Origin of the sequence: Pseudomonas sp. D1-1 (genome assembly GCF_051132225.1) — a bacterium.
In the GTDB taxonomy this organism is placed as follows: Bacteria; Pseudomonadota; Gammaproteobacteria; order Pseudomonadales; family Pseudomonadaceae; genus Aquipseudomonas.
Map to the genome: position 1 here is coordinate 611,349 of NZ_CP071676.1, position 20,013 is coordinate 631,361.

Annotated in this window: 15 protein-coding genes; 10 read left to right on the forward strand and 5 right to left on the reverse strand. The window is 61.7% G+C overall.

The window, feature by feature from the left end:
• The first annotated feature begins 175 nt into the window (after positions 1-175).
• The 7 genes from J3P86_RS02615 (at position 176) to J3P86_RS02645 (ending at position 11,730) form a co-directional block, all read left to right on the forward strand.
• A complete protein-coding gene (locus J3P86_RS02615; RefSeq protein ID WP_434696032.1) occupies positions 176-2,476 on the forward strand; it encodes a YgiQ family radical SAM protein in 2,301 nt (766 codons plus the stop codon).
• Positions 2,477-2,777: 301 nt separating this feature from the next.
• Entirely contained in the window at positions 2,778-3,704 is a 927-nt protein-coding gene (locus tag J3P86_RS02620) for an NAD synthetase (protein WP_434653815.1), read from the forward strand.
• Positions 3,701-4,162, forward strand: coding sequence for a hypothetical protein (locus J3P86_RS02625; protein WP_434626365.1), 462 nt, complete (start codon positions 3,701-3,703; stop codon positions 4,160-4,162). Before J3P86_RS02620 ends, J3P86_RS02625 begins: the two co-directional genes overlap by 4 nt.
• A gap of 175 nt (positions 4,163-4,337) precedes the next feature.
• Positions 4,338-7,631, forward strand: coding sequence for a DUF2126 domain-containing protein (locus J3P86_RS02630; RefSeq protein ID WP_434699356.1), 3,294 nt, complete (start codon positions 4,338-4,340; stop codon positions 7,629-7,631).
• A gap of 208 nt (positions 7,632-7,839) precedes the next feature.
• Positions 7,840-10,326 carry a circularly permuted type 2 ATP-grasp protein gene (locus J3P86_RS02635; RefSeq protein ID WP_434696028.1) on the forward strand — a complete coding sequence of 829 codons (2,487 nt, stop codon included), beginning with the start codon at positions 7,840-7,842 and terminating at the stop codon, positions 10,324-10,326.
• Positions 10,326-11,219, forward strand: a complete 894-nt coding sequence (locus J3P86_RS02640) for a transglutaminase family protein (RefSeq protein ID WP_434696027.1) — start codon at positions 10,326-10,328, stop codon at positions 11,217-11,219. Before J3P86_RS02635 ends, J3P86_RS02640 begins: the two co-directional genes overlap by 1 nt.
• Before the next feature lie 133 nt (positions 11,220-11,352).
• The gene (locus J3P86_RS02645; protein ID WP_305497168.1) at positions 11,353-11,730 is read left to right on the forward strand and encodes an NUDIX hydrolase; all 378 of its coding nucleotides are present in this window, start codon (positions 11,353-11,355) and stop codon (positions 11,728-11,730) included.
• Between the two features lie 73 nt (positions 11,731-11,803).
• Here the strand turns inward: J3P86_RS02645 and J3P86_RS02650 are convergent, their stop codons facing one another.
• A complete protein-coding gene (locus tag J3P86_RS02650) occupies positions 11,804-11,989 on the reverse strand; it encodes a hypothetical protein (RefSeq protein ID WP_434699357.1) in 186 nt (61 codons plus the stop codon).
• A gap of 68 nt (positions 11,990-12,057) precedes the next feature.
• On the reverse strand, positions 12,058-12,645 hold the full coding sequence (locus J3P86_RS02655; protein ID WP_434699358.1) for a TIGR00730 family Rossman fold protein: 588 nt from the start codon (positions 12,643-12,645) through the stop codon (positions 12,058-12,060).
• Positions 12,646-12,987: 342 nt separating this feature from the next.
• Here J3P86_RS02655 and azu point away from each other — a divergent pair, with 342 nt between their 5' ends.
• Complete coding sequence (azu, locus tag J3P86_RS02660; RefSeq protein WP_434700597.1) at positions 12,988-13,434, forward strand: azurin; 447 nt, start codon at positions 12,988-12,990, stop codon at positions 13,432-13,434.
• A gap of 182 nt (positions 13,435-13,616) precedes the next feature.
• Here the strand turns inward: azu and nadE are convergent, their stop codons facing one another.
• The 3 genes from nadE to J3P86_RS02675 all read right to left on the reverse strand — a co-directional run bounded on the left by nadE (position 13,617) and on the right by J3P86_RS02675 (position 16,804).
• Positions 13,617-14,444, reverse strand: a complete 828-nt coding sequence (nadE, locus tag J3P86_RS02665) for an ammonia-dependent NAD(+) synthetase (RefSeq protein ID WP_434626359.1) — start codon at positions 14,442-14,444, stop codon at positions 13,617-13,619.
• Between the two features lie 4 nt (positions 14,445-14,448).
• The gene (pncB, locus tag J3P86_RS02670) at positions 14,449-15,675 is read right to left on the reverse strand and encodes a nicotinate phosphoribosyltransferase (protein ID WP_305497159.1); all 1,227 of its coding nucleotides are present in this window, start codon (positions 15,673-15,675) and stop codon (positions 14,449-14,451) included.
• Between the two features lie 220 nt (positions 15,676-15,895).
• A complete protein-coding gene (locus J3P86_RS02675) occupies positions 15,896-16,804 on the reverse strand; it encodes a LysR family transcriptional regulator (protein ID WP_434699359.1) in 909 nt (302 codons plus the stop codon).
• A 189-nt stretch (positions 16,805-16,993) separates the two neighbouring features.
• Here J3P86_RS02675 and amaB point away from each other — a divergent pair, with 189 nt between their 5' ends.
• Both amaB and amaA read left to right on the forward strand, forming a co-directional pair.
• On the forward strand, positions 16,994-18,484 hold the full coding sequence (gene amaB, locus J3P86_RS02680) for an L-piperidine-6-carboxylate dehydrogenase (RefSeq protein ID WP_434673413.1): 1,491 nt from the start codon (positions 16,994-16,996) through the stop codon (positions 18,482-18,484).
• A gap of 166 nt (positions 18,485-18,650) precedes the next feature.
• Positions 18,651-19,934, forward strand: a complete 1,284-nt coding sequence (gene amaA, locus J3P86_RS02685) for an L-pipecolate oxidase (RefSeq protein ID WP_434626355.1) — start codon at positions 18,651-18,653, stop codon at positions 19,932-19,934.
• The last annotated feature ends 79 nt before the right edge of the window (positions 19,935-20,013 follow it).

Genomic DNA, 20,013 nt, shown 5'->3' on the forward strand with positions numbered 1-20,013 from the left:
GGAGCTTGCTCCCGCTGGGCTGCGTAGCAGCCCCCAGTTTGCACATGTAATCCAGGTGTGCGGGGGATCCGGCTGCTGTGCAGCCGGGCGGGAGCAAGCTCCCTCGCCACAATTGGTTATTTTTTGTGCTATATTCCGCGCCCGCGATTTTTCATCTTCTATACCGGTCATCGACATGCAAGCAGCCAAGCCATTATTCGATTATCCCAAGTACTGGGCCGAATGTTTCGGACCGGCGCCGTTCCTGCCGATGAGCAGGGAGGAGATGGATCAGCTCGGCTGGGATTCGTGCGACATCATCATCGTGACCGGTGATGCCTACGTCGATCATCCGTCGTTCGGCATGGCGATCATTGGCCGTCTGCTGGAAGCCCAGGGCTTTCGCGTTGGCATCATTGCCCAGCCGAACTGGCAGTCCAAAGACGACTTCATGAAGCTCGGCGAGCCCAACCTGTTCTTCGGTGTCGCGGCCGGCAACATGGACTCGATGATCAACCGCTACACCGCCGACAAGAAAATCCGTTCCGATGACGCCTACACGCCGGGCGGTTTGGCGGGCAAGCGGCCGGACCGTGCGAGCCTGGTCTATAGCCAGCGTTGCAAGGAAGCCTACAAACACGTGCCGATCGTCCTCGGCGGTATCGAAGCGTCCCTGCGCCGCATCGCCCACTACGACTACTGGCAGGACCGGGTGCGCAACTCGATCCTGATCGACGCCTGCGCCGACATCCTGCTCTACGGCAACGCCGAGCGGGCGATTGTCGAAGTGGCCCAGCGCCTGTCCTACGGCCACAAGATCGAAGACATCACCGACGTGCGCGGCACCGCATTCATTCGCCGCGACACGCCGCAAGGCTGGTACGAAGTCGATTCCACGCGCATCGACCGTCCGGGCAAGGTCGACAAGATCATCAACCCGTACGTGAATACCCAGGACACCGCTGCCTGCGCCATTGAGCAGGAAAAGGGTCCGGTCGAGGACCCGAGCGAAGCCAAGGTCGTACAGATCCTGGCGAGCCCGAGGATGACCCGCGACAAGACCGTGATTCGCCTGCCATCGGTAGAGAAGGTGCGCAACGACGCGGTGCTGTATGCCCACGCCAACCGCGTGTTGCACCTGGAAACCAACCCGGGCAACGCCCGTGCGCTGGTGCAGAAGCACGGCGAAGTCGACGTCTGGTTCAACCCGCCGCCCATTCCGATGACAACTGAGGAAATGGACTACGTGTTTGGCATGCCTTACGCGCGTGTCCCGCATCCGGCGTATGGCAAGGAAAAAATCCCCGCTTACGAGATGATCCGCTTCTCGGTAAACATCATGCGTGGCTGCTTCGGTGGCTGCACCTTCTGCTCGATCACCGAGCACGAAGGCCGGATCATCCAGAACCGCTCGGAAGAGTCGATCATTCGCGAGATCGAAGAGATCCGCGACAAGGTGCCTGGTTTCACCGGGGTCATTTCCGACCTCGGCGGCCCGACCGCGAACATGTACCGCATCGCCTGCAAGAGCCCGGAAATCGAATCCGCGTGCCGCAAGCCGTCCTGCGTGTTCCCCGGCATCTGCCCGAACCTCAATACCGACCACTCGTCGCTGATCCAGCTGTACCGCAGCGCTCGTGCGTTGCCTGGGGTGAAGAAGATCCTCATTGCCTCCGGCCTGCGTTACGACCTGGCGGTCGAGTCGCCGGAGTACGTCAAGGAGCTGGTGACCCACCACGTCGGCGGTTACCTGAAGATCGCCCCGGAGCACACCGAGGAAGGTCCGCTCAACCAGATGATGAAGCCGGGCATCGGCAGCTATGACAAATTCAAGCGGATGTTCGAGAAGTACACCAAGGAAGCCGGGAAAGAGCAGTACCTGATTCCGTACTTCATCGCGGCTCACCCGGGCACTACCGACGAAGACATGATGAACCTGGCGCTGTGGCTCAAGGGCAACGGCTTCCGGGCCGACCAGGTGCAGGCGTTCTATCCGTCGCCGATGGCTACGGCCACCGCGATGTACCACTCGGGCAAGAACCCGCTGCGCAAGGTCACCTACAAGAGCGACGCGGTGACCATCGTCAAGAGCGAAGAGCAGCGCCGCCTGCACAAGGCGTTCCTGCGTTATCACGATCCGAAAGGCTGGCCGATGCTGCGCGAAGCGCTGACCCGCATGGGCCGCGCCGACCTGATCGGGCCGGGCAAGAACCAGTTGATTCCGTTGCACCAGCCTGCCACCGACAGCTACCAGAGTGCCCGTCGCAAGAACTCGACCCCGGCTGGCAGCCATAAGGTCGGTAAGGAGACCACCAAGATCCTGACCCAGCACACCGGCCTGCCGCCGCGGGCCAGTGACGGCGGCAATGCCTGGGATAAACGCGAGCAAGCCAAGGCCGCTGCGTTCGCCCGTAATCAGCAGGCTGCCAAGGAGCGCAAGGATGCGGCCAAGGGCAAGGGACCGAAGCCTGCGCGCAAGCCGGTTGTGCCGCGCTGATCGCCCCGCCCAATCGCAAGACGCCAGCCTGAGTGCTGGCGTTTTGCTTTCTAGCGGCAGTGCTGGCCGTTTGTTATCGTGGCGCCGCGTTATGGCGCCGAGGTGAATACGAGGTCCTTGTGGCGAGGGGATTTATCCCCGTTGGGCTGCGCAGCAGTCCTAGAACCTTCCACCTCGGTGGGGCAGGTCGATTGCGTTAAGCCTTTTAGGGCTGCTCCGCAACCCAGCGGGGATAAATCCCCTCGCCACGGGGTTCCGTGTGGAAAGAAATTAAATCCATCGATTCTCAAGGACGATTCATATGAGCAGCGCTTCAACGGGCATCGGCATGGACTTGAGCTTTTCCCAGTTCATGGCCCGTCAACGCATCGAAAGCCAGATCAACCTGCCGCGCCTGTTTGCCGCGATCGACGCCGACCCCAACATCGCCGGTGCGGGGGTGGTGTATGTCGATTCCGACTACAACGTGGTGACGCTGCGGGAGTTCAAGCCGATCTGCAGCATCGCGCCCAAACGCATCATTTTGCGCGAGGCGAAAAAGTACATTGCTCCGCAGCAATTCATAGAACAGGTGAAAAGCAGTCCACGCGAGTCGAAGCTCGGGATTGAGGCGACCAATGCCGGCTTGTCCTGTGTCGCCGCGGTGATTGGTTGGGTGGTGGTATTCAGTGGCAGCGTTGCCGTGCCCTTTACGGCTGGTGCCAGCGCTTTTGTGGTCGCCTTGGGCGCCGCTGCCGCTACGGCCAGTACCGCGCAGTGCGTCATTGGCGGAATGCGGGTGGCGAACGAGTTGAGCAACCCTACTGGCAACGATGAGATGAACGATGCTGACTGGTACAACATCGTGTCGCCGATTCTTGACGGTGTTTCCCTGGTGGGCGTCGGTGGCTCGGCGCTGACGACTGTTCGATTGCTCAAGGCCAACAAGGCGGCCGGCACCGGCAAGAGCTGGTACCAGTTGCTCAAGGGCCTGAATCGCCAAGAGCGCAGTAAGTTGACCAAGGAACTTCTGACGCTGAAGGACCCAAGCCTGACCGCTAAGTTGCTCAAGTTGCAGCAACGGGCAGGGGCTTTGCCCAAGCGTTACTCGTCCGCTGAGATCCGGCATGCGACCCTGACTCAGATCAAGGACTCGCTGGGCGGCGCCCTGGGCGTCATCGGCAGTTATACCGGTGGTGGCCATGTGAAAACCGTTGCCGTCGGCCTGTACGAAGAGTTCACGGAATGATCGGCGGCGGATCACTGAAGCCATTCCTGGCCCGCTATTTTCCGATTTTCATGGGCACCATCCTGCTCGGCTGTTTTTCCGGTTCCACGCTGCTCGTTCTGGCCGGAGCCACTTATTGGCGCGCCTTGGAGCCCTCGATCAGGACCGACTATGTCGGTTTCGGCACGTTGGCCCTGGTGATGGTTCTAGTCTTGGGCAACCTGCTGATTGCACGCGGGCGCGCTTGGGCAATCTGGGGTGTGGCGGGTTATTTCCTAGCCTGTCTGGCGGCGGCGGTGCCGACGTTTGCTTACGGGCCGCACCAGGGCGTGTACATCTTCGCTGTGCTGTTACCCCTACTGGGACTGCTCCTGATCAACAGCAAACGCCACCGGGAAATGCGCCGCAAGCTCGTCGAGATCCGCCACCAGCGCGAACGCATCATCCAATCCGCCAAGGCCTCGCGCCCGCGCCGTTGAGTCGATTCGCTACCGCCCGCGCCGCATTTATGTGCGGCCGTTGCAGATCAATACAGGCATCGCGCGGTTTTAGTGCTCTACTGCCCTGAGTAGACGTAGAAAGTGTCCGACCTGCCTGCATGGCATAAGTCTTGCGCCGCTTTCGATAACGCCCAGGCTCCGCAGGAGGCACGCCGTGTCGATCCATGTCGCTTTGCACCATGTCACACATTATCGCTACGAGCGCGCTGTCGAACTCGGTCCGCAGATCGTGCGCCTGCGCCCGGCCGCCCACAGCCGTACACGCATTCTTTCATATGCGCTGAAAGTCTCGCCTGATCAGCACTTCATCAACTGGCAACAAGACCCTCAGGGCAATTACCTGGCGCGGCTGGTGTTCCCGGAAAAGACCGATGAGCTGCGGGTCGAGGTCGATCTGGTCGCCGAGATGGCGGTGTTCAATCCATTCGATTTTTTCCTCGAGCCCTACGCCGAGAAAATTCCGTTTACGTATGCGGCCGACGAAAAACACGAGCTGATGCCCTATCTGGAAAAGCTGCCGCTGACGCCGAAGTTCAAGGCTTATCTGGACGGCATCGACCGCACGCCGCTGCCGGCGGTGGACTTCCTGGTGGGGTTGAACCAGCGCTTGAGCGAAGACATCGGTTACCTGATCCGCATGGAGCCCGGCGTGCAGACGCCGGAGCACACCCTGGAGCATGCGTCCGGTTCCTGCCGGGATTCGGCCTGGCTGCTGGTGCAACTGTTGCGTCATCTGGGCCTGGCGGCGCGGTTTGTCTCCGGTTACCTGATCCAGTTGACCGCCGATGTGAAAAGCCTCGACGGCCCGTCCGGTACGGAAGTGGACTTCACCGACCTGCATGCCTGGTGCGAGGTGTACCTGCCCGGCGCTGGCTGGATCGGCCTGGACGCCACGTCCGGGTTGTTCGCCGGTGAAGGGCATATCCCCTTGGCATGTAGTCCCGATCCGTCCTCGGCAGCGCCGATCAGCGGCCTGGTGGAACCTTGCGAGTGCCAGTTCAGCCACGAAATGTCCGTCGAGCGAATCTGGGAGGCGCCACGGGTCACCAAGCCATACACCGAAGAGCAATGGCAGGCGATCCAGGCGTTGGGCCGGCAGATCGACAGCGACCTGCTGGAGGGCGACGTGCGCTTGACCATGGGCGGCGAGCCGACCTTCGTTTCCATCGACGATCCGGACGGCGCCGAGTGGAATACCGCAGCGCTCGGCCCGGACAAGCGTCGCCTCTCCGCCGAGTTGTTCCAGCGCATGCGCAAGCACTACGCGCCCGAGGGGTTGGTGCACTTCGGTCAGGGCAAGTGGTACCCCGGCGAGCAACTGCCGCGGTGGTCGCTCAACTGTTATTGGCGGCGTGACGGCGTGCCGATCTGGCGCGACAACGCGCTGATCGCCGATGAACAGCAGGACTACGGCGCCGATGGCGAACTGGCCGGGCGCTTCCTGGCGAGTGTCGCCGAACGCCTGAATATTCCTGCGCGGTTCGTCTTCGCGGCCTACGAAGATAATTTCCATTACCTCTGGCGCGAGGGTAATTTGCCTTCGAACGTGACAGCCGAGGACCCTAGGCTCGAGGATCCCCTGGAGCGGGCGCGGTTGCGCAAGGTGTTCAGCCAGGGCCTGGACAAAGTGGTCGGCCAGGTCTTGCCGCTGGCGCGCACCGCCAAGGGCGATCAATGGCAAAGCGGCCGCTGGTATTTGCGCGACAGCCATTGTCGGCTGGTGCCGGGCGATTCGCCGCTGGGCTATCGCTTGCCGCTGGCGGCGCAGCCATGGGTGACGGCAGCCGAGTATCCCTTCATCCATCCCACCGACCCGAACCAGGACTTGCCCGAGTTGCCCGGCACCGAGCAGCTCACCCATCACGGCGAGCCGGCCCTGGAACAGGAGCGCGCGCCGAAGGTCGACGAATCGGCCGATTGGCTGACGCGCACCGCGTTCTGTGCCGAGGCCAGGGACGGGCGGCTCTATCTGTTCATGCCGCCGCTGGAGCGGGTCGAGGATTACCTGGAACTGGTCAGCGCCATCGAGGCGACAGCCGAAGAACTGGGCTGCCCTGTGCTGCTGGAAGGCTACGAGCCGCCGAGCGATCCGCGCCTGAGCAATTTTCGCATCACGCCTGACCCGGGCGTCATCGAGGTCAACGTGCAACCGTCGGCGACCTGGGATGAGCTGGTCGAGCGCACCGAGTTTCTTTACGAGCAGGCGCGGCTGAACCGGCTGACCACCGAAAAATTCATGATCGACGGTCGACACACCGGCACCGGTGGCGGTAACCATTTCGTCCTGGGCGGCGCGACGCCGGCTGACTCGCCCTTCCTGCGTCGTCCCGACTTGCTGCGCAGTTTGATCAGCTACTGGCATAACCACCCGTCGTTGTCCTACCTGTTTTCCGGACTGTTCATCGGCCCGACGTCCCAGGCGCCCCGCGTGGACGAAGCGCGCAACGATGCGTTATATGAGCTGGAGATCGCCTTCGCGCAAATGCCCGAGCCTGGCGAAGCGTGTCCGCCCTGGCTGGTGGACCGATTGCTGCGCAACCTGTTGATCGACGTGACCGGTAATACCCACCGCGCCGAGTTCTGCATCGACAAGCTCTATTCACCGGACGGCGCCACCGGGCGTCTCGGCTTGCTGGAGCTGCGCGCTTTCGAAATGCCGCCCCACGCCCGCATGAGCCTGGCCCAGCAATTGCTGCTGCGGGCGCTGGTGGCGCGGTTCTGGCGTGAACCCTACGCGCCGGCGAAACTGGCGCGCTGGGGCACCGAGCTGCATGATCGCTTCTTGCTGCCGCATTTCATCGAGCAGGATTTTGCCGATGTCATCGACGATCTCAATGTCGCCGGTTATCCGCTGCGGGCCGAGTGGTTCGCCGCGCACCTGGAGTTCCGCTTTCCCAAGGTCGGCGATTACGCGGTCAATGGTATCGAGCTGCAGTTGCGTCAGGCGCTGGAACCCTGGCATGTGCTGGGAGAGGAGGGCACGGCGGGGGGCACCGTACGCTACGTGGACTCGTCCCTGGAGCGCTTGCAGGTCAAGCTCAGCGGCCTGGCGCCACAACGTTATCTGCTGACTTGCAACGGCGTACCGGTACCCTTGCAACCCACCGGTCGAGTCGGTGAGTTCGTCGCCGGGGTACGTTTCCGCGCCTGGCAACCGGCCAACTGCCTGCAACCGACCATCCCGGTCCATGCGCCGCTGGTATTCGATGTGCTCGACACCTGGATGCAACGTTCGCTGGGCGGCTGTCAGTACCACGTGGCGCATCCGGGCGGGCGCAACTATGACAGCCTGCCGGTCAACGCCAACGAGGCGGAGAGCCGGCGGATGGCGCGTTTCTTTAGGATCGGACACACGCCTGGGAAACTTCCGATACCGAACCTGGCAACGGATGACGAATTTCCCTTCACTCTCGATCTGCGACGCTTCCAAGGGGCATTGAAGCGATAGATTTACCCTGTGGCGAGGGAGCTTGCTCCCGCTGGGCTGCGCAGCAGCCCCAGGATTTTACGGTCGCTGCGCAACCGAGCGGGAGCAAGCTCCCTCGCCACGATGATTGCCCCTGAAGCCTCTTGCCGGATTCAGCTCAAACATACCTATCCGGGTGTCATCTGCCTGCGCTAGTCTCACCTTTCATTGCCGTCCTGCCGAGCTTTCCATGCCTGACCTGCTTGACCGTTACCCGTTGACGACGGGCACCTATCACGAATTGCTGGATGACAGCGGTGCGGTGCGTGCGCATTGGCGGCGGCTGTTCGACCAATTGCAGCGCAGCACGCCGGCTCAGTTGATCCAGCGCCAGGCATTGCTCGCCCGGCAGATCCAGGAAAATGGCGTCACCTATAACGTCTATGCAGACCCCAAGGGAGCTGATCGGCCTTGGGAGCTGGACCTGCTGCCCCATGTCATCGACGCTCGGGAATGGACGCAACTGTCGGCCGGCATTGCCCAGCGGGCACGCTTGCTCAATGCCGTTCTGGCCGACCTGTACGGGCCGCAGCGGTTGATCAGCGAGGGGCTCTTGCCGGCAGAGCTGGTGTTCGGGCACAACAATTTCCTTTGGCCCTGCCAGGGCATCACGCCGCCAGACGGCAACTTCCTGCACTTGTATGCCGTGGATCTGGCGCGCGCGCCCGACGGCCGCTGGTGGGTGACTGCGGATCGGACCCAGGCGCCCTCGGGCGCCGGTTATGCGTTGGAAAATCGCACGATCGTGTCGCGAGCCTTTCCCGACCTTTATCGCGACCTCAAGGTGCAACACCTGTCCGGTTTCTTCCGCACGTTGCAAGAAACCCTGGCGCGACAGGCTCCCAGCAACGGCGAGCCGCCGCTGGTGGTACTGCTGACGCCCGGTCGGTTCAACGAAAGCTACTTCGAACACCTCTACCTGGCGCGGCAACTCGGCTATCCGCTGGTGGAAGGCGGCGACCTGACCGTCCGCGACGCCACGGTCTATCTGAAGACGCTTAGCGGGCTGCGTCGGGTGCACGCGATCATGCGTCGGCTCGATGATGATTTCTGCGACCCGCTGGAGTTGCGCACCGATTCGGCCCTGGGCGTGCCCGGATTGCTGGAGGCGGTGCGTCAGGGGCGGGTGCTGGTGGCCAATGCACTGGGTAGCGGAGTCCTGGAGTCTCCCGGGCTCTTGGGATTCCTGCCGAAAATAAGTCAGTTTCTTTTCGGTGAAGAGCTGATGCTGCCCTCCATCGCCACCTGGTGGTGCGGAGAGCCGCCGGTGCTGGCCCAGGCCCTGGAGAAACTGCCGCAGTTGTTGATCAAGCCGGCGTTTCCGTCCCAGAGCTTCACGCCGGTATTCGGTCGTGACCTGGACGAAGACCAGCGCGCTCGATTGGCCGCACGCATGCAGGCGCGGCCCTATGCCTATGTTGCTCAGGAACTGGCGCAACTGTCCCAGGCGCCGGTATGGCAGGCTGAAGACGGCCAGATCCAGCCTCGAGCCATTGGCATGCGGGTTTATGCGGTGTCCGGCAAAGACGATTATCGAGTGCTGCCGGGAGGCCTGACCCGCGTGGCCGCCGAGGCTGATGCCGAAGTGGTGTCGATGCAGCGCGGAGGCGCGAGCAAGGACACCTGGGTACTTGGCGAGCAGGCGCCCGGCGGTGAGCAATGGAAGGCCCAGCGAACCGTGGGCGTGCATGATCTGGTGCGCCGCGATCCCTATCTGCCGTCTCGTGTGGTGGAAAACCTGTTCTGGTTTGGCCGCTACTGCGAACGTTGCGACGACAGCGCCCGTCTGCTGCGGATCATGCTGGCGCGCTATGTCGATGGCGATGATCCGCAGGCCTTGCAATCGGCGGTCGCCCTGGGCGAGAGCCTGATGTTGTTGCCGGAGGAGGGCGAGTTGCCCGAACGCCTGCTGGCGGCCATGCTCGGGGATGACTGGTCGTTCAGCCTGCGCTCCAATCTGCAGCGCTTGCAGTGGGCGGCCTCCCAGGTCCGTGGCAAGCTGTCCCGGGAGAACTGGCAGGCACTGGTGGAACTGCAACGCGAAGCCGTGGAACTGGAAACCAGCGAGCCGGACTTCGGTGAGTTGCTGGATTTTCTCAATCGACTGGTGATGTCCCTGGCCGCGTTGTCCGGGTTCGCCCTGGACGACATGACCCGCGACGAGGGCTGGCGTTTCCTGATGATCGGCCGGCGCCTGGAGCGTCTGCAATTTCTCAGCAGCAGCCTGGCGGCATTCCTGCGCGGCGAGGCGGTTTTCGATCAGGCCGGGCTGGAATGGTTGCTGGAGTTGGGCAATAGCAGCATCACCTACCGTTCGCGATACCTGGCGGTGGCGCAGCTGATCCCGGTGCTCGATCTTCTGTTGCTGGACGAACAGAACCCTCACGCAGTGCTCTTCCAGTTGAAACTGGTGGCGCGCACCGTCAAGCGTCTGAACGACGATTTTGGCGCGCCGAGAGAAACCGCCCTGCCGGAACTGGTGGCGCGACTGTCGCGCTTTGACCTGCGCTGCCTGGAGAGTCTTTTGTTTGGCGAAGCCAGCCTGCGCGCGGCGCTCGACGGGCTGGCCGATCTGCTGCAGGAAGTCGCCGATGTCAGCGGGCAGGTGTCCGATCGCCTGGCCTTGCGCCATTTCGCCCATGTTGACGACGTCAGCCAGCGCACGGTATCCGTCTGATGAATGCCCGTTACCAGATCCTTCACGACACCCACTATCATTACGACAGCCCGGTGTCCCTCGCCCAGCAACTGGCGCATCTATGGCCGCGGCCCTGTGAATGGCAGCGCTGTACCGAACGACAACTGACCATCAGCCCGGAGCCCACGACCCGTCGCGATGAAGAGGATGTGTTCGGCAATCCGCTGACCCGCCTGGCCTTCGAGCGGCCCCATGATGAGCTGCTGGTCAATGCCCGCCTGAGCGTCGAGGTGCTGGCGCGCCCGCCACTGGATTTCGGTTCATCGCCCGCCTGGGAATCCACTCGTCATGCATTGACCTACAGCGGCCGGCCGCTGACGGCGCAGTTGCTGGATGCATGCCGCTATCGTTTCGAGTCACCCTATGTGCACCTCAAGCGCAGCTTCGTCGAGTTTTCCGAAAGTTGTTTCCCGGTTGGTCGTCCGTTGATGCTCGGCGTCCAGGCGCTGATGGAAAAAATCTTCGAGGAATTCACTTTCGACGCGGAGGCCACCCAGGTCGCGACACCGCTGGTGGAAGTGCTGGAGCGACGCCGGGGCGTCTGCCAGGATTTTGCCCACCTGATGCTGGCCTGCGTACGTTCTCGCGGATTGGCGGCGCGTTACGTCAGCGGCTATCTGTTGACCCAGCCACCCCCCGGCCAGGCTCGATTGATTGGTGCCGATGCGTCTCACGCCTGGATTTCGGTGTTTTGCCCGGTGCTGGGATGGGTGGATTTCGATCCGACCAACAACGTGCAACCGTCCCTGGAGCACATCACCCTGGCCTGGGGCCGGGACTTTTCCGATGTGTCGCCTTTGCGCGGGGTGATCCTGGGGGGCGGTACCCATGACCCGGAGGTACGGGTGACGGTGATGCCGTTGGAGTCGTGAGTGCAGTGGGACCAATGCGGGAGCGAGCTTGCTCGCGATAGCGCAGGTTCAGTCAGCCTTGATGTGACTGATACACCGCTATCGCGAGCAAGCTCGCTCCCACAGGGTATGTATTGAATTGAGAGGAAAATGCATGTTCCCGGTTTCCATCAAAGGCGTACTGCAATCTCCCGACGGCCTGGTCGTGCTGATGCTCAACGAGCGTGACGAATGGGAGCTGCCCGGTGGGCGGATCGAGCTGGGCGAAACGCCGCCGCAGTGCCTGGCACGGGAAATCGCCGAGGAGCTGGCGGTCGAGGTCAGCGTGGGCGAACCGCTGGATTCGTATCTGTTCGAGGTGATTCCCGGCAAACACGTGTTCATCTCCACTTACCGCTGCCAGTTGCTGGGCGGTTTCGTGCCGACGATCAGTCATGAGCACAAGGAGATCGGGCTGTTCGAGCCAAGCCAGTTGCCAGCGAACCTGCCGGCTGGTTATCGCTTGTCGATTATCAACGCGCTGGGGTTGTGAGGGCCGGCAGCGAGGCTGTCGGCCCTGGACACAAAACCGTGGGGCCGGATCGGATCATCGGGCCCTGGAGGAGTCAGGCGTCGGGGGCCTGGTCTTTCGGTGCATCTGTATCATCGTCTGCCGCCACTTCACCTTCAGCATCGGGGTTCAGTGCTGCTTCATCGGCGGTGGCTTTCTTGCGCTGGAGCTTTTCCTCTTTCTTCTGCTCCTTGGCCAGGTCTCTCTGACGTTTGGCGAAGGAATAATTGGGTTTGGCCATGGGCGATCCTCTGGGGTCGAAGGTGAGGTTGAGCGGCGCGTATTCTGCCCTGTATCGGGGTCGAGCCGTTAGCTGGGTTTTTGCTCGGCCCATTTCGGCGGCACCGAGGGTTGCCATTCATCCAGCGCATCGAGCAGGTCATGGGCCGAGTCGCTCACTTGCAGCATGTCACGATGCGGCGCCCGGACGAAGCCTTCACCGACGATGTGATCGAGAAAACCGGTGAGTTTGCTGTAGAAACCGTTCACTTCCAGCAGCCCCATCGGTTTAGCGTGGTAGCCGAGCTGGCCCCAGGTCCACACTTCGAAAAGTTCTTCCAGGGTGCCGAGGCCGCCGGGAAGGGCGATGAAGGCGTCGCTGAGTTCAGCCATGCGGGCCTTGCGCGCATGCATGCCGTCCACCACTTCCAGGCGTGTCAGGCCGCTGTGGCCGATTTCTTTGTCTTTCAGGCTTTGCGGGATGATGCCAATCACTTCGCCGCCAGCCGCGAGGGCTGCATCAGCGACGATTCCCATCAGGCCGACCGCGCCGCCGCCGTAGACCAGGGTCAGTTTTCGCTCCGCCAGTGCCTGCCCCAGGGCCTGAGCCGCTTCGCGATAGGCGGGATGGCTGCCGGCGCTGGCGCCGCAAAATACACAAACAGACGCTATGGACATGCTTTACTCCGTGATCGCTAACCGGTCCAGAGTAAAGCCTGCCCCTCGTTGCGCAAAGAATTAAACCTCGCGCCGGGGTTTTTCGTAGGTGCCGCTGGCGCCGCAGGCGTAGGCGGCGAGCAGGCTGCATAACAGGCTGTTGAGGTTCATGACGGTTGCTCCAGAGAGGTGATGGAGCCGATCGTAACGGGCGAGTCATACTTGTGGCTGGTTGATTCTGTCCATCAGGCTGATAGTCTTAAGTTGTATACAATCTTTGACACAGGTCATAGGAACTTGCTGGAAAATCAGGCAGTCTTCCCCTTTGACGGATTTTTGTTAACCATGCCTTGGAGATTCATGATGTTCGCCAAACTTGTAGCAGTATCCCTGTTGACGCTGGCCAGCAGCCAACTGATGGCAGCGGAGTGCAAGACCACCATCGATTCCACCGACCAGATGTCCTTCAATGCCAAGGCCATCGAAATCGACAAGAGCTGCAAAACCTTCACCGTTGAGCTGACTCATTCCGGCAACCTGCCAAAAAACGTCATGGGTCATAACTGGGTGCTGAGCAAAGAGGCTGACATGCAGCCGATCGCCACCGACGGTCTGGCCGCTGGCATTGACAAGGATTACCTGAAGGAAGGTGATGCTCGCATCATCGCCCACACCAAAATCATCGGCGCCAAGGAAACCGACTCGGTGACCTTTGATGTTTCGAAATTGAGTGCTTCCGAGAAGTACGGTTTCTTCTGCTCGTTCCCGGGCCACATCTCGATGATGAAAGGCACGGTTACCCTGAAATAATCAATTTCAGACACAAAAAAAGCGCCCCAAGCAGGGCGCTTTTTTTATACCTGGTAAATACCCGACCCCTGTGGGAGCGAGCCTGCTCGCGAAGGCGGTGTGTCAGCCAGCATTGATGTAGCTGATGCGACGCCTTCGCGAGCAGGCTCGCTCCCACAGGTGATATCAGACCACCGCGGTGATCACGGAGCGTACGGCATCACTCGCTTGTGCTCGGTCTTGCGGTAGGTTTCGCAAATGATCCTGGCCGCCTCTTCGCGAATCGGTTGGCCATGCAGGAAGGCGTCGATCTCGCCGTAGGTCACGCCATGGGCGGCTTCATCCGGCTTGCCCGGCGACAGGTCTTCCAGATCAGCGGTGGGGACTTTTTCCACCAGCGACTCCGGCGCGCCGAAATCCCGGGCGATGGCCCGGACCTGGTTTTTCACCAGGCCGCTCAGCGGGGCCAGGTCACAGGCGCCATCACCGAACTTGGTGAAGAAACCCATGACCGCTTCGGCCGCGTGATCGGTCCCGATCACCAGACCTTGCTCCGCGCCGGCGATGGTGTATTGCGCCACCATGCGCATCCGCGCCTTGGTATTGCCCAACACGAAATCCCGCGAACCCGGCGCCTTGCCTTCGAATGCCAGGACTTCCTTCGCCAATGCCTTGACCGCCGGACCGATGTTGACGGTATGGCGCTCGTCCGGCTCGATGAAATCGACGCAGGCCTGGGCTTCGTGCTCATCGAACTGGGTTTCGTACGGCAGGCGCACGGCGATGAACCGGTACGCCGAATTGCCGGTTTTTTCCCGCAGCTCGCGCACGGCACGTTGGGCCAGCAGGCCGGCGGTCAACGAGTCGACCCCACCGCTGATTCCCAGCACCAGGCTTTTGAGACCCGAGTTGACGAGGCAGTCCTGAATGAAGCTCACCCGGCGCGCGATTTCGGCCTTGAGGGCGGCGTCATCGGCGAACGGTGGCTGGACCTTGAGCTGTTCAGCAATCTCACGCTGTACGGCTTGCATGAATTCACTCCTTGCTTGATGTGCCGGAAAGGGCGGCAGGTACTTGGAAAACATGTCGCATATAGGCGACGAAATTCGGGTCCTTGCAGTGGGTCTTGCCGGGCTCGTCGGAAATCTTGGCCACGGGTTGCCCGTCACAGCTGATCATTTTAAGCACGATGCTCATCGGCTCCACGCCTGGAATGTCGCAAGTCAGGTTGGTCCCGATACCGAAGCTCACATTAATGCGACCACGCAAGGCGCGGAAAATATCCAGGCATTTGGGCAATGTCAGGCTGTCGGAGAACACCAGGGTCTTGCTCATCGGGTCGATGCCCAGTTTGTGGTAGTGGGCAATGGCCTTTTCAGCCCAGATGACCGGATCCCCCGAATCATGGCGCAAACCGTCGAACAGCTTGGCGAAGAACAGATCGAAGTCCTTGAGGAACGCATCCATGGTGATGCAGTCGGTCAGCGCGATGCCCAGCAGGCCTCGGTATTCACGAACCCAGCAATCGAGCGCGGCGATCTGGCTGTCGATCAGTCGCGGACCCAGCTGCTGGTGGGCCATGATCCATTCGTGGGCCATGGTGCCCAAGGGCTTCATGTCCAGCTCTCGGGACAGGTGCACATTGCTGGTGCCGACGAAGCGGCCGGGGAAGTCGTGCTTGAGCACGTTCACCACTTCTTCCTGGACACGGTAGGAAAACCGGCGGCGAGTACCGAAGTCGGCCACTTGCAGTTCGGACAATTCGTCGGCACTGGCGTTGGCCGTCAGCCAGTCGAACTTGCGATAAAGCTGCTCTCGCGCCTGTTCCAGGACGACTTCACGGTAGCGATAACGGTTGCGCACCTCGCTGACGATGGCCAGCAGCGGTACTTCGAACAGGATGACGTGCAGCCAGGGCCCGCGCAGACGGATAAACAGCTCGCCGTTATCGATGCCGGTGTGCACATAGCGCAGGTTGAAGCGAAACAAGCCCAGGAAGCGCAGGAAATCCGGCTTGAGGAAGCTGATGCGCTCAAGGAAACCCAGCTGGTCGGCGCTCAGGCTCAACTCGGCGAGGCGTTCGATCTGGAAACGAATTTCCGCGAGGTAAGGGCGCAGGTCTTCGCTGTTGCGGCAACGAAACTCCCATTCCACTTCGACGTTGGGGTAGTTGTGCAGCACCGCCTGCATCATCGTCAGCTTGTAGAAGTCGGTGTCGAGCAGGTTCTGCACGATGCGATCGGCAAACACGCTCTCGCTCATAATGGGAATCTCCAGACGGGTGCTGCGGCGTGCGGCAGTCGTGTTGAAAGGTCTAGTGGCGCATAACACAGGTGGATATTGCCAGTGTTTTTTTGGTCGCGAAGCTCTCTGTGGCGAGGGGATTTATCCCCGCTGGGCTGCGCAGCAGTCCTAAAAAAGATGGGGACGCTACGCGTCCAGCGGGGATAAATCCCCTCGCCACAAGGTTACATCGCAGCTGCTAGGGGGCTGTGCCAGTACCTTCGATCTGCTCCAGCATCCATTCCACGAACAACCGCACCTTGGGCACTTCCGCCGAATGTTCCGGGTACGCCAGGTAGTAGGCATTGGTACTGGGCATCGGATGTTGCCAAGGGATGACCAGCTTGCCGTCAGCCAGTTCTTCCTCCACCAGGAATCTTGGCAACAGGGCCACGCCACAGCCGACCTGGGCGGCGCGGATGCACATGTAAAACGTCTCGAAGCGTGGCCCGTGGTAGCTGTGTTCGGTGTGATAACCCTGATGGTCGAACCAGTCATGCCATGCCTGGGGCCGGGAGGCGTTCTGCAGCAGCACCAGCCCGGTCAGTTGCGTGGGGTCGGTAAAAGGCTCGTCCGGCAAGCTGCCCGGGGCGCAGACCGGCACCAGTTCTTCGCCGAACAGCTTCAGGGATTCGGTGCCCGGCCGCGATCCCTGGCCAAAATAGAACGCCAGGTCACTGCGTCCCTGCTGCAGGTCGTCGGCCTCCTGCTCGCTGCACAGGTCCAGATGAATGCTGGGATGGCGCAGGCGCCAGCCCTTGAGCCGCGGGACCAGCCAGCGGGCGCCGAAGGTCGGAGGCGTAGAGACTCGCAGGACTTCGGTGTCGCCACCGTAGGAACGCAGGTAATGGGTCGACATCTCTACCTGGGAAAGGATTTTTCGCACCTCCCCCAGATACAGATCCCCGGCGGGCGTCAGCTGCAAGCGTCGGCGAACGCGGCGAAACAGCAGGTGTTGCAGCAACTCTTCAAGCTGCGCGACCTGTTTGCTGACGGCGCTCTGGGTCAGGTTCAATTCTTCGGCGGCGCGGGTGAAGCTCAGGTGACGGGTCACCGCTTCGAAGCACTGCAGCGCGGTGATAGACGGCAAATAGCGCTTATTGAGCATGATGGAGCCTTATTTTTGTCGCTCTGCTTTTATGCTGAAGAGTCTGCTTGAGTGGCAGCATGAATAAACGGAATGATATCTCGCTTAAAGGTCGTTTGTTGGCAAGTCTCGGGCCAGCTACAACTACAGGTCTGATCAGCCGTGATTGCCCGGCTGCCACATCTTTGTCTTTCGCATGAGGAATTACCCATGGTTGCTGCATTGCTTGATCGTCTGGGCGTCAACCCGGCCCTGTACCAGAACGGCAAACAGCCCGTGCATTCGCCCATCGACGGCAGCCGCATCGGCGCGGTGAACTGGGAAGGCGCCGCCGAAGTCGAGCAACAGGTCAGCCGTGCCGAACATGCCTTCGATTTGTGGCGCAAGGTGCCGGCGCCCCGTCGCGGCGAGCTGGTGCGTCAGTTTGGCGACCTGCTGCGTGAATACAAGGCCGACCTCGGCGAACTGGTGTCGTGGGAAGCCGGCAAGATCACTCAGGAAGGCCTGGGTGAAGTGCAGGAGATGATCGACATCTGTGATTTCGCCGTCGGTCTATCCCGCCAGTTGTATGGCCTGACCATCGCCTCCGAGCGACCGGGCCATCACATGCGGGAAACCTGGCACCCGCTGGGGGTGGTCGGGGTGATCAGCGCCTTCAACTTCCCGGTGGCGGTGTGGGCCTGGAACACCACGCTGGCCCTGGTGTGCGGCAATTCGGTGATCTGGAAACCGTCGGAGAAAACCCCGCTGACCGCCCTGGCCTGCCAGGCATTGTTCGAGCGCGTACTGGAGAATTTCAGTGATGCGCCGCCGTACCTGAGCCAAGTGATCATCGGTGGTCGCGATGCCGGCGAAGCCCTGGTGGATGACCCGCGCGTGGCGTTGATCAGCGCCACCGGCAGCACCCGGATGGGGCGCGAAGTCGCACCAAAAGTCGCGGCGCGTTTTGCCCGCAGTATCCTCGAACTGGGTGGCAACAACGCCATGATCCTGGCCCCGAGCGCCGACCTGGACATGGCAGTGCGGGCGATCCTGTTCAGCGCCGTCGGCACCGCCGGCCAGCGCTGCACCACCCTGCGCCGTTTGATCGCCCATGAATCGGTGAAGGAGGAGATCGTCACCCGCCTCAAGGCCGCCTACTCGAAAGTGCGCATCGGTCATCCGCTGGAAGGCAACCTGGTAGGGCCGCTGATCGACAAGCAGAGCTTCGACAACATGCAGGATGCGCTGGAGCAGGCCCTCAGCGAAGGCGGCCGGGTGTTTGGTGGCAAGCGCCAGCTCGAAGAGCAGTTCCCGAACGCCTACTACGTTTCGCCGGCCATCGTCGAAATGCCGGAGCAAAGCGACGTGGTGCGTCACGAAACGTTCGCGCCGATCCTCTACGTGGTCGGTTACAAGGATTTTGCTGAAGCACTGGATTTGAACAATTCCGTGCCCCAAGGCCTGTCGTCGTGCATCTTCACCACTGATGTGCGTGAGGCCGAGCAGTTCATGTCGGCGGTGGGCAGCGATTGCGGCATCGCCAACGTCAACATCGGCCCGAGCGGCGCGGAGATCGGCGGTGCCTTTGGTGGCGAAAAGGAAACCGGCGGCGGTCGCGAGTCCGGCTCCGATGCATGGCGCGGCTATATGCGTCGTCAGACCAATACTGTGAATTATTCGCTGGAACTGCCTTTGGCCCAGGGGATTACTTTCGACTGAGAACCGGTCAGCGAAAGCTCTCTGTGGAAATAGTCCCCTGTGGGAGCGAGCCTGCTTGCGAAAGCGCCGGATCAGCCAATATGAAGGTTGCAGATGAACCGCTTCGCGAGCAGGCTCGCTCCCACATTGAATTCTGTGTTTGTTAGGTTTCTGTTGGAGTCTGGCAATGCCGTTACGCGAAGAATGTCTGTGGGAAAAGCTGACGCCACAACGGCCCGAAAACACCGTGCTCACAGGCGAGGTGACGGTGGATGTCTGCGTCATCGGCGCCGGTTTCACCGGTCTGTCAGCGGCGGTGCACTTGCTCGAGCAGGGCAAACGCGTGGCAGTGCTGGAAGCCCATCGGGCCGGACATGGCGGCTCGGGGCGTAACGTCGGGCTGGTGAACGCCGGCCTGTGGATCCCGCCGGATGATATCGAGGCCGGTTTTGGCGAGGCGGTGGGCAGCCAGCTCAACCGCATGCTCGGGGCCGCGCCGGCCTTGGTGTTCAGCCTCGTCGACAAATACAACATCGATTGCCAGCTGCGCCGCGAAGGCACCCTGCATATGGCCCACAACGCCCGGGGCGAGGCGGACCTGCGCAGCCGCGAAGAACAATGGAAACGCCGTGGCGCGCCGGTGGAACTGCTGACCGGCCAAGCCTGTGCCGAGGCTACCGGCACCGACAGGATCGCCGCGGCATTGCTCGATCGCCGCGCCGGCACGCTCAACCCGATGGCCTACACCAGCGGGCTGGCCAAGGCGGCCAAGGACCTTGGCGGCCAGTTGTTCGATCATTCGCCGGTCACGCGCCTGGAACGCCAAGGCCAGCGCTGGTCAGTGCAGACTGCCCAGGGCTCGGTGCTGGCCGAGCAAGTCGTGATCGCGTCCAACGCCTATACCGAAGGCGACTGGACCGAACTGCGGCGCAATTTCTTTCCCGGATATTACTATCAGGTCGCTTCGGTCCCACTGACCGACGCGGCCGCCCACCGAATTCTGCCGGGTGGGCAAGGTTCCTGGGATACTCGCCAGGTATTGAGCAGCATCCGCCGGGACAAGGACGGTCGCTTGCTGCTCGGCAGCCTGGGCAATGGCAACCGTAAGCCAACCTGGTTTCTCAAGGCCTGGGCGGACCGCGTCCAGCAGCATTATTTCCCTTACCTCAAGCCTGTGGAGTGGGAGTGCACCTGGACCGGTTGCATTGCGTTCACGCCCGATCATCTGATGCGCCTGTTCGAGCCGGCGCCAGGCCTGGTGGCAGTCACCGGCTACAACGGTCGAGGCGTGACCACCGGCACCGTGGTCGGCAAGGCATTCGCCGACTATCTGTGCCACGGCGATGCCAAGGCATTGCCCATCCCTTTCGCGCCCATGCAACCCTTGGCCGGCGTGGGCCTGCGCAGTTGCCTGTATGAGGCGGGCTTTTCCCTGTATCACGCGGGCCAGTGCCTGCGGATCGTCATCTGATTGTTGAAAAGTGTTACGAGCAGCGGCGTTTTTCAACACAGCGGCTAGCCTGTTATGGTGCGGGCTGTAGCAGCCGCGC

What these genes read in the sequence shown, in the direction of transcription:
- amaA (WP_434626355.1), top strand. Translation starts at nt 18,651, where the DNA reads ATGCCGTTACGCGAAGAATGTCTGTGGGAAAAGCTGACGCCACAACGG.
- J3P86_RS02615 (WP_434696032.1), top strand. Translation starts at nt 176, where the DNA reads ATGCAAGCAGCCAAGCCATTATTCGATTATCCCAAGTACTGGGCCGAA.
- J3P86_RS02620 (WP_434653815.1), top strand. Translation starts at nt 2,778, where the DNA reads ATGAGCAGCGCTTCAACGGGCATCGGCATGGACTTGAGCTTTTCCCAG.
- pncB (WP_305497159.1), bottom strand. Translation starts at nt 15,675, where the DNA reads ATGAGCGAGAGCGTGTTTGCCGATCGCATCGTGCAGAACCTGCTCGAC.
- amaB (WP_434673413.1), top strand. Translation starts at nt 16,994, where the DNA reads ATGGTTGCTGCATTGCTTGATCGTCTGGGCGTCAACCCGGCCCTGTAC.
- J3P86_RS02675 (WP_434699359.1), bottom strand. Translation starts at nt 16,804, where the DNA reads ATGCTCAATAAGCGCTATTTGCCGTCTATCACCGCGCTGCAGTGCTTC.
- J3P86_RS02655 (WP_434699358.1), bottom strand. Translation starts at nt 12,645, where the DNA reads ATGTCCATAGCGTCTGTTTGTGTATTTTGCGGCGCCAGCGCCGGCAGC.
- J3P86_RS02635 (WP_434696028.1), top strand. Translation starts at nt 7,840, where the DNA reads ATGCCTGACCTGCTTGACCGTTACCCGTTGACGACGGGCACCTATCAC.
- J3P86_RS02645 (WP_305497168.1), top strand. Translation starts at nt 11,353, where the DNA reads ATGTTCCCGGTTTCCATCAAAGGCGTACTGCAATCTCCCGACGGCCTG.
- J3P86_RS02650 (WP_434699357.1), bottom strand. Translation starts at nt 11,989, where the DNA reads ATGGCCAAACCCAATTATTCCTTCGCCAAACGTCAGAGAGACCTGGCC.
- J3P86_RS02625 (WP_434626365.1), top strand. Translation starts at nt 3,701, where the DNA reads ATGATCGGCGGCGGATCACTGAAGCCATTCCTGGCCCGCTATTTTCCG.
- azu (WP_434700597.1), top strand. Translation starts at nt 12,988, where the DNA reads ATGTTCGCCAAACTTGTAGCAGTATCCCTGTTGACGCTGGCCAGCAGC.
- J3P86_RS02640 (WP_434696027.1), top strand. Translation starts at nt 10,326, where the DNA reads ATGAATGCCCGTTACCAGATCCTTCACGACACCCACTATCATTACGAC.
- nadE (WP_434626359.1), bottom strand. Translation starts at nt 14,444, where the DNA reads ATGCAAGCCGTACAGCGTGAGATTGCTGAACAGCTCAAGGTCCAGCCA.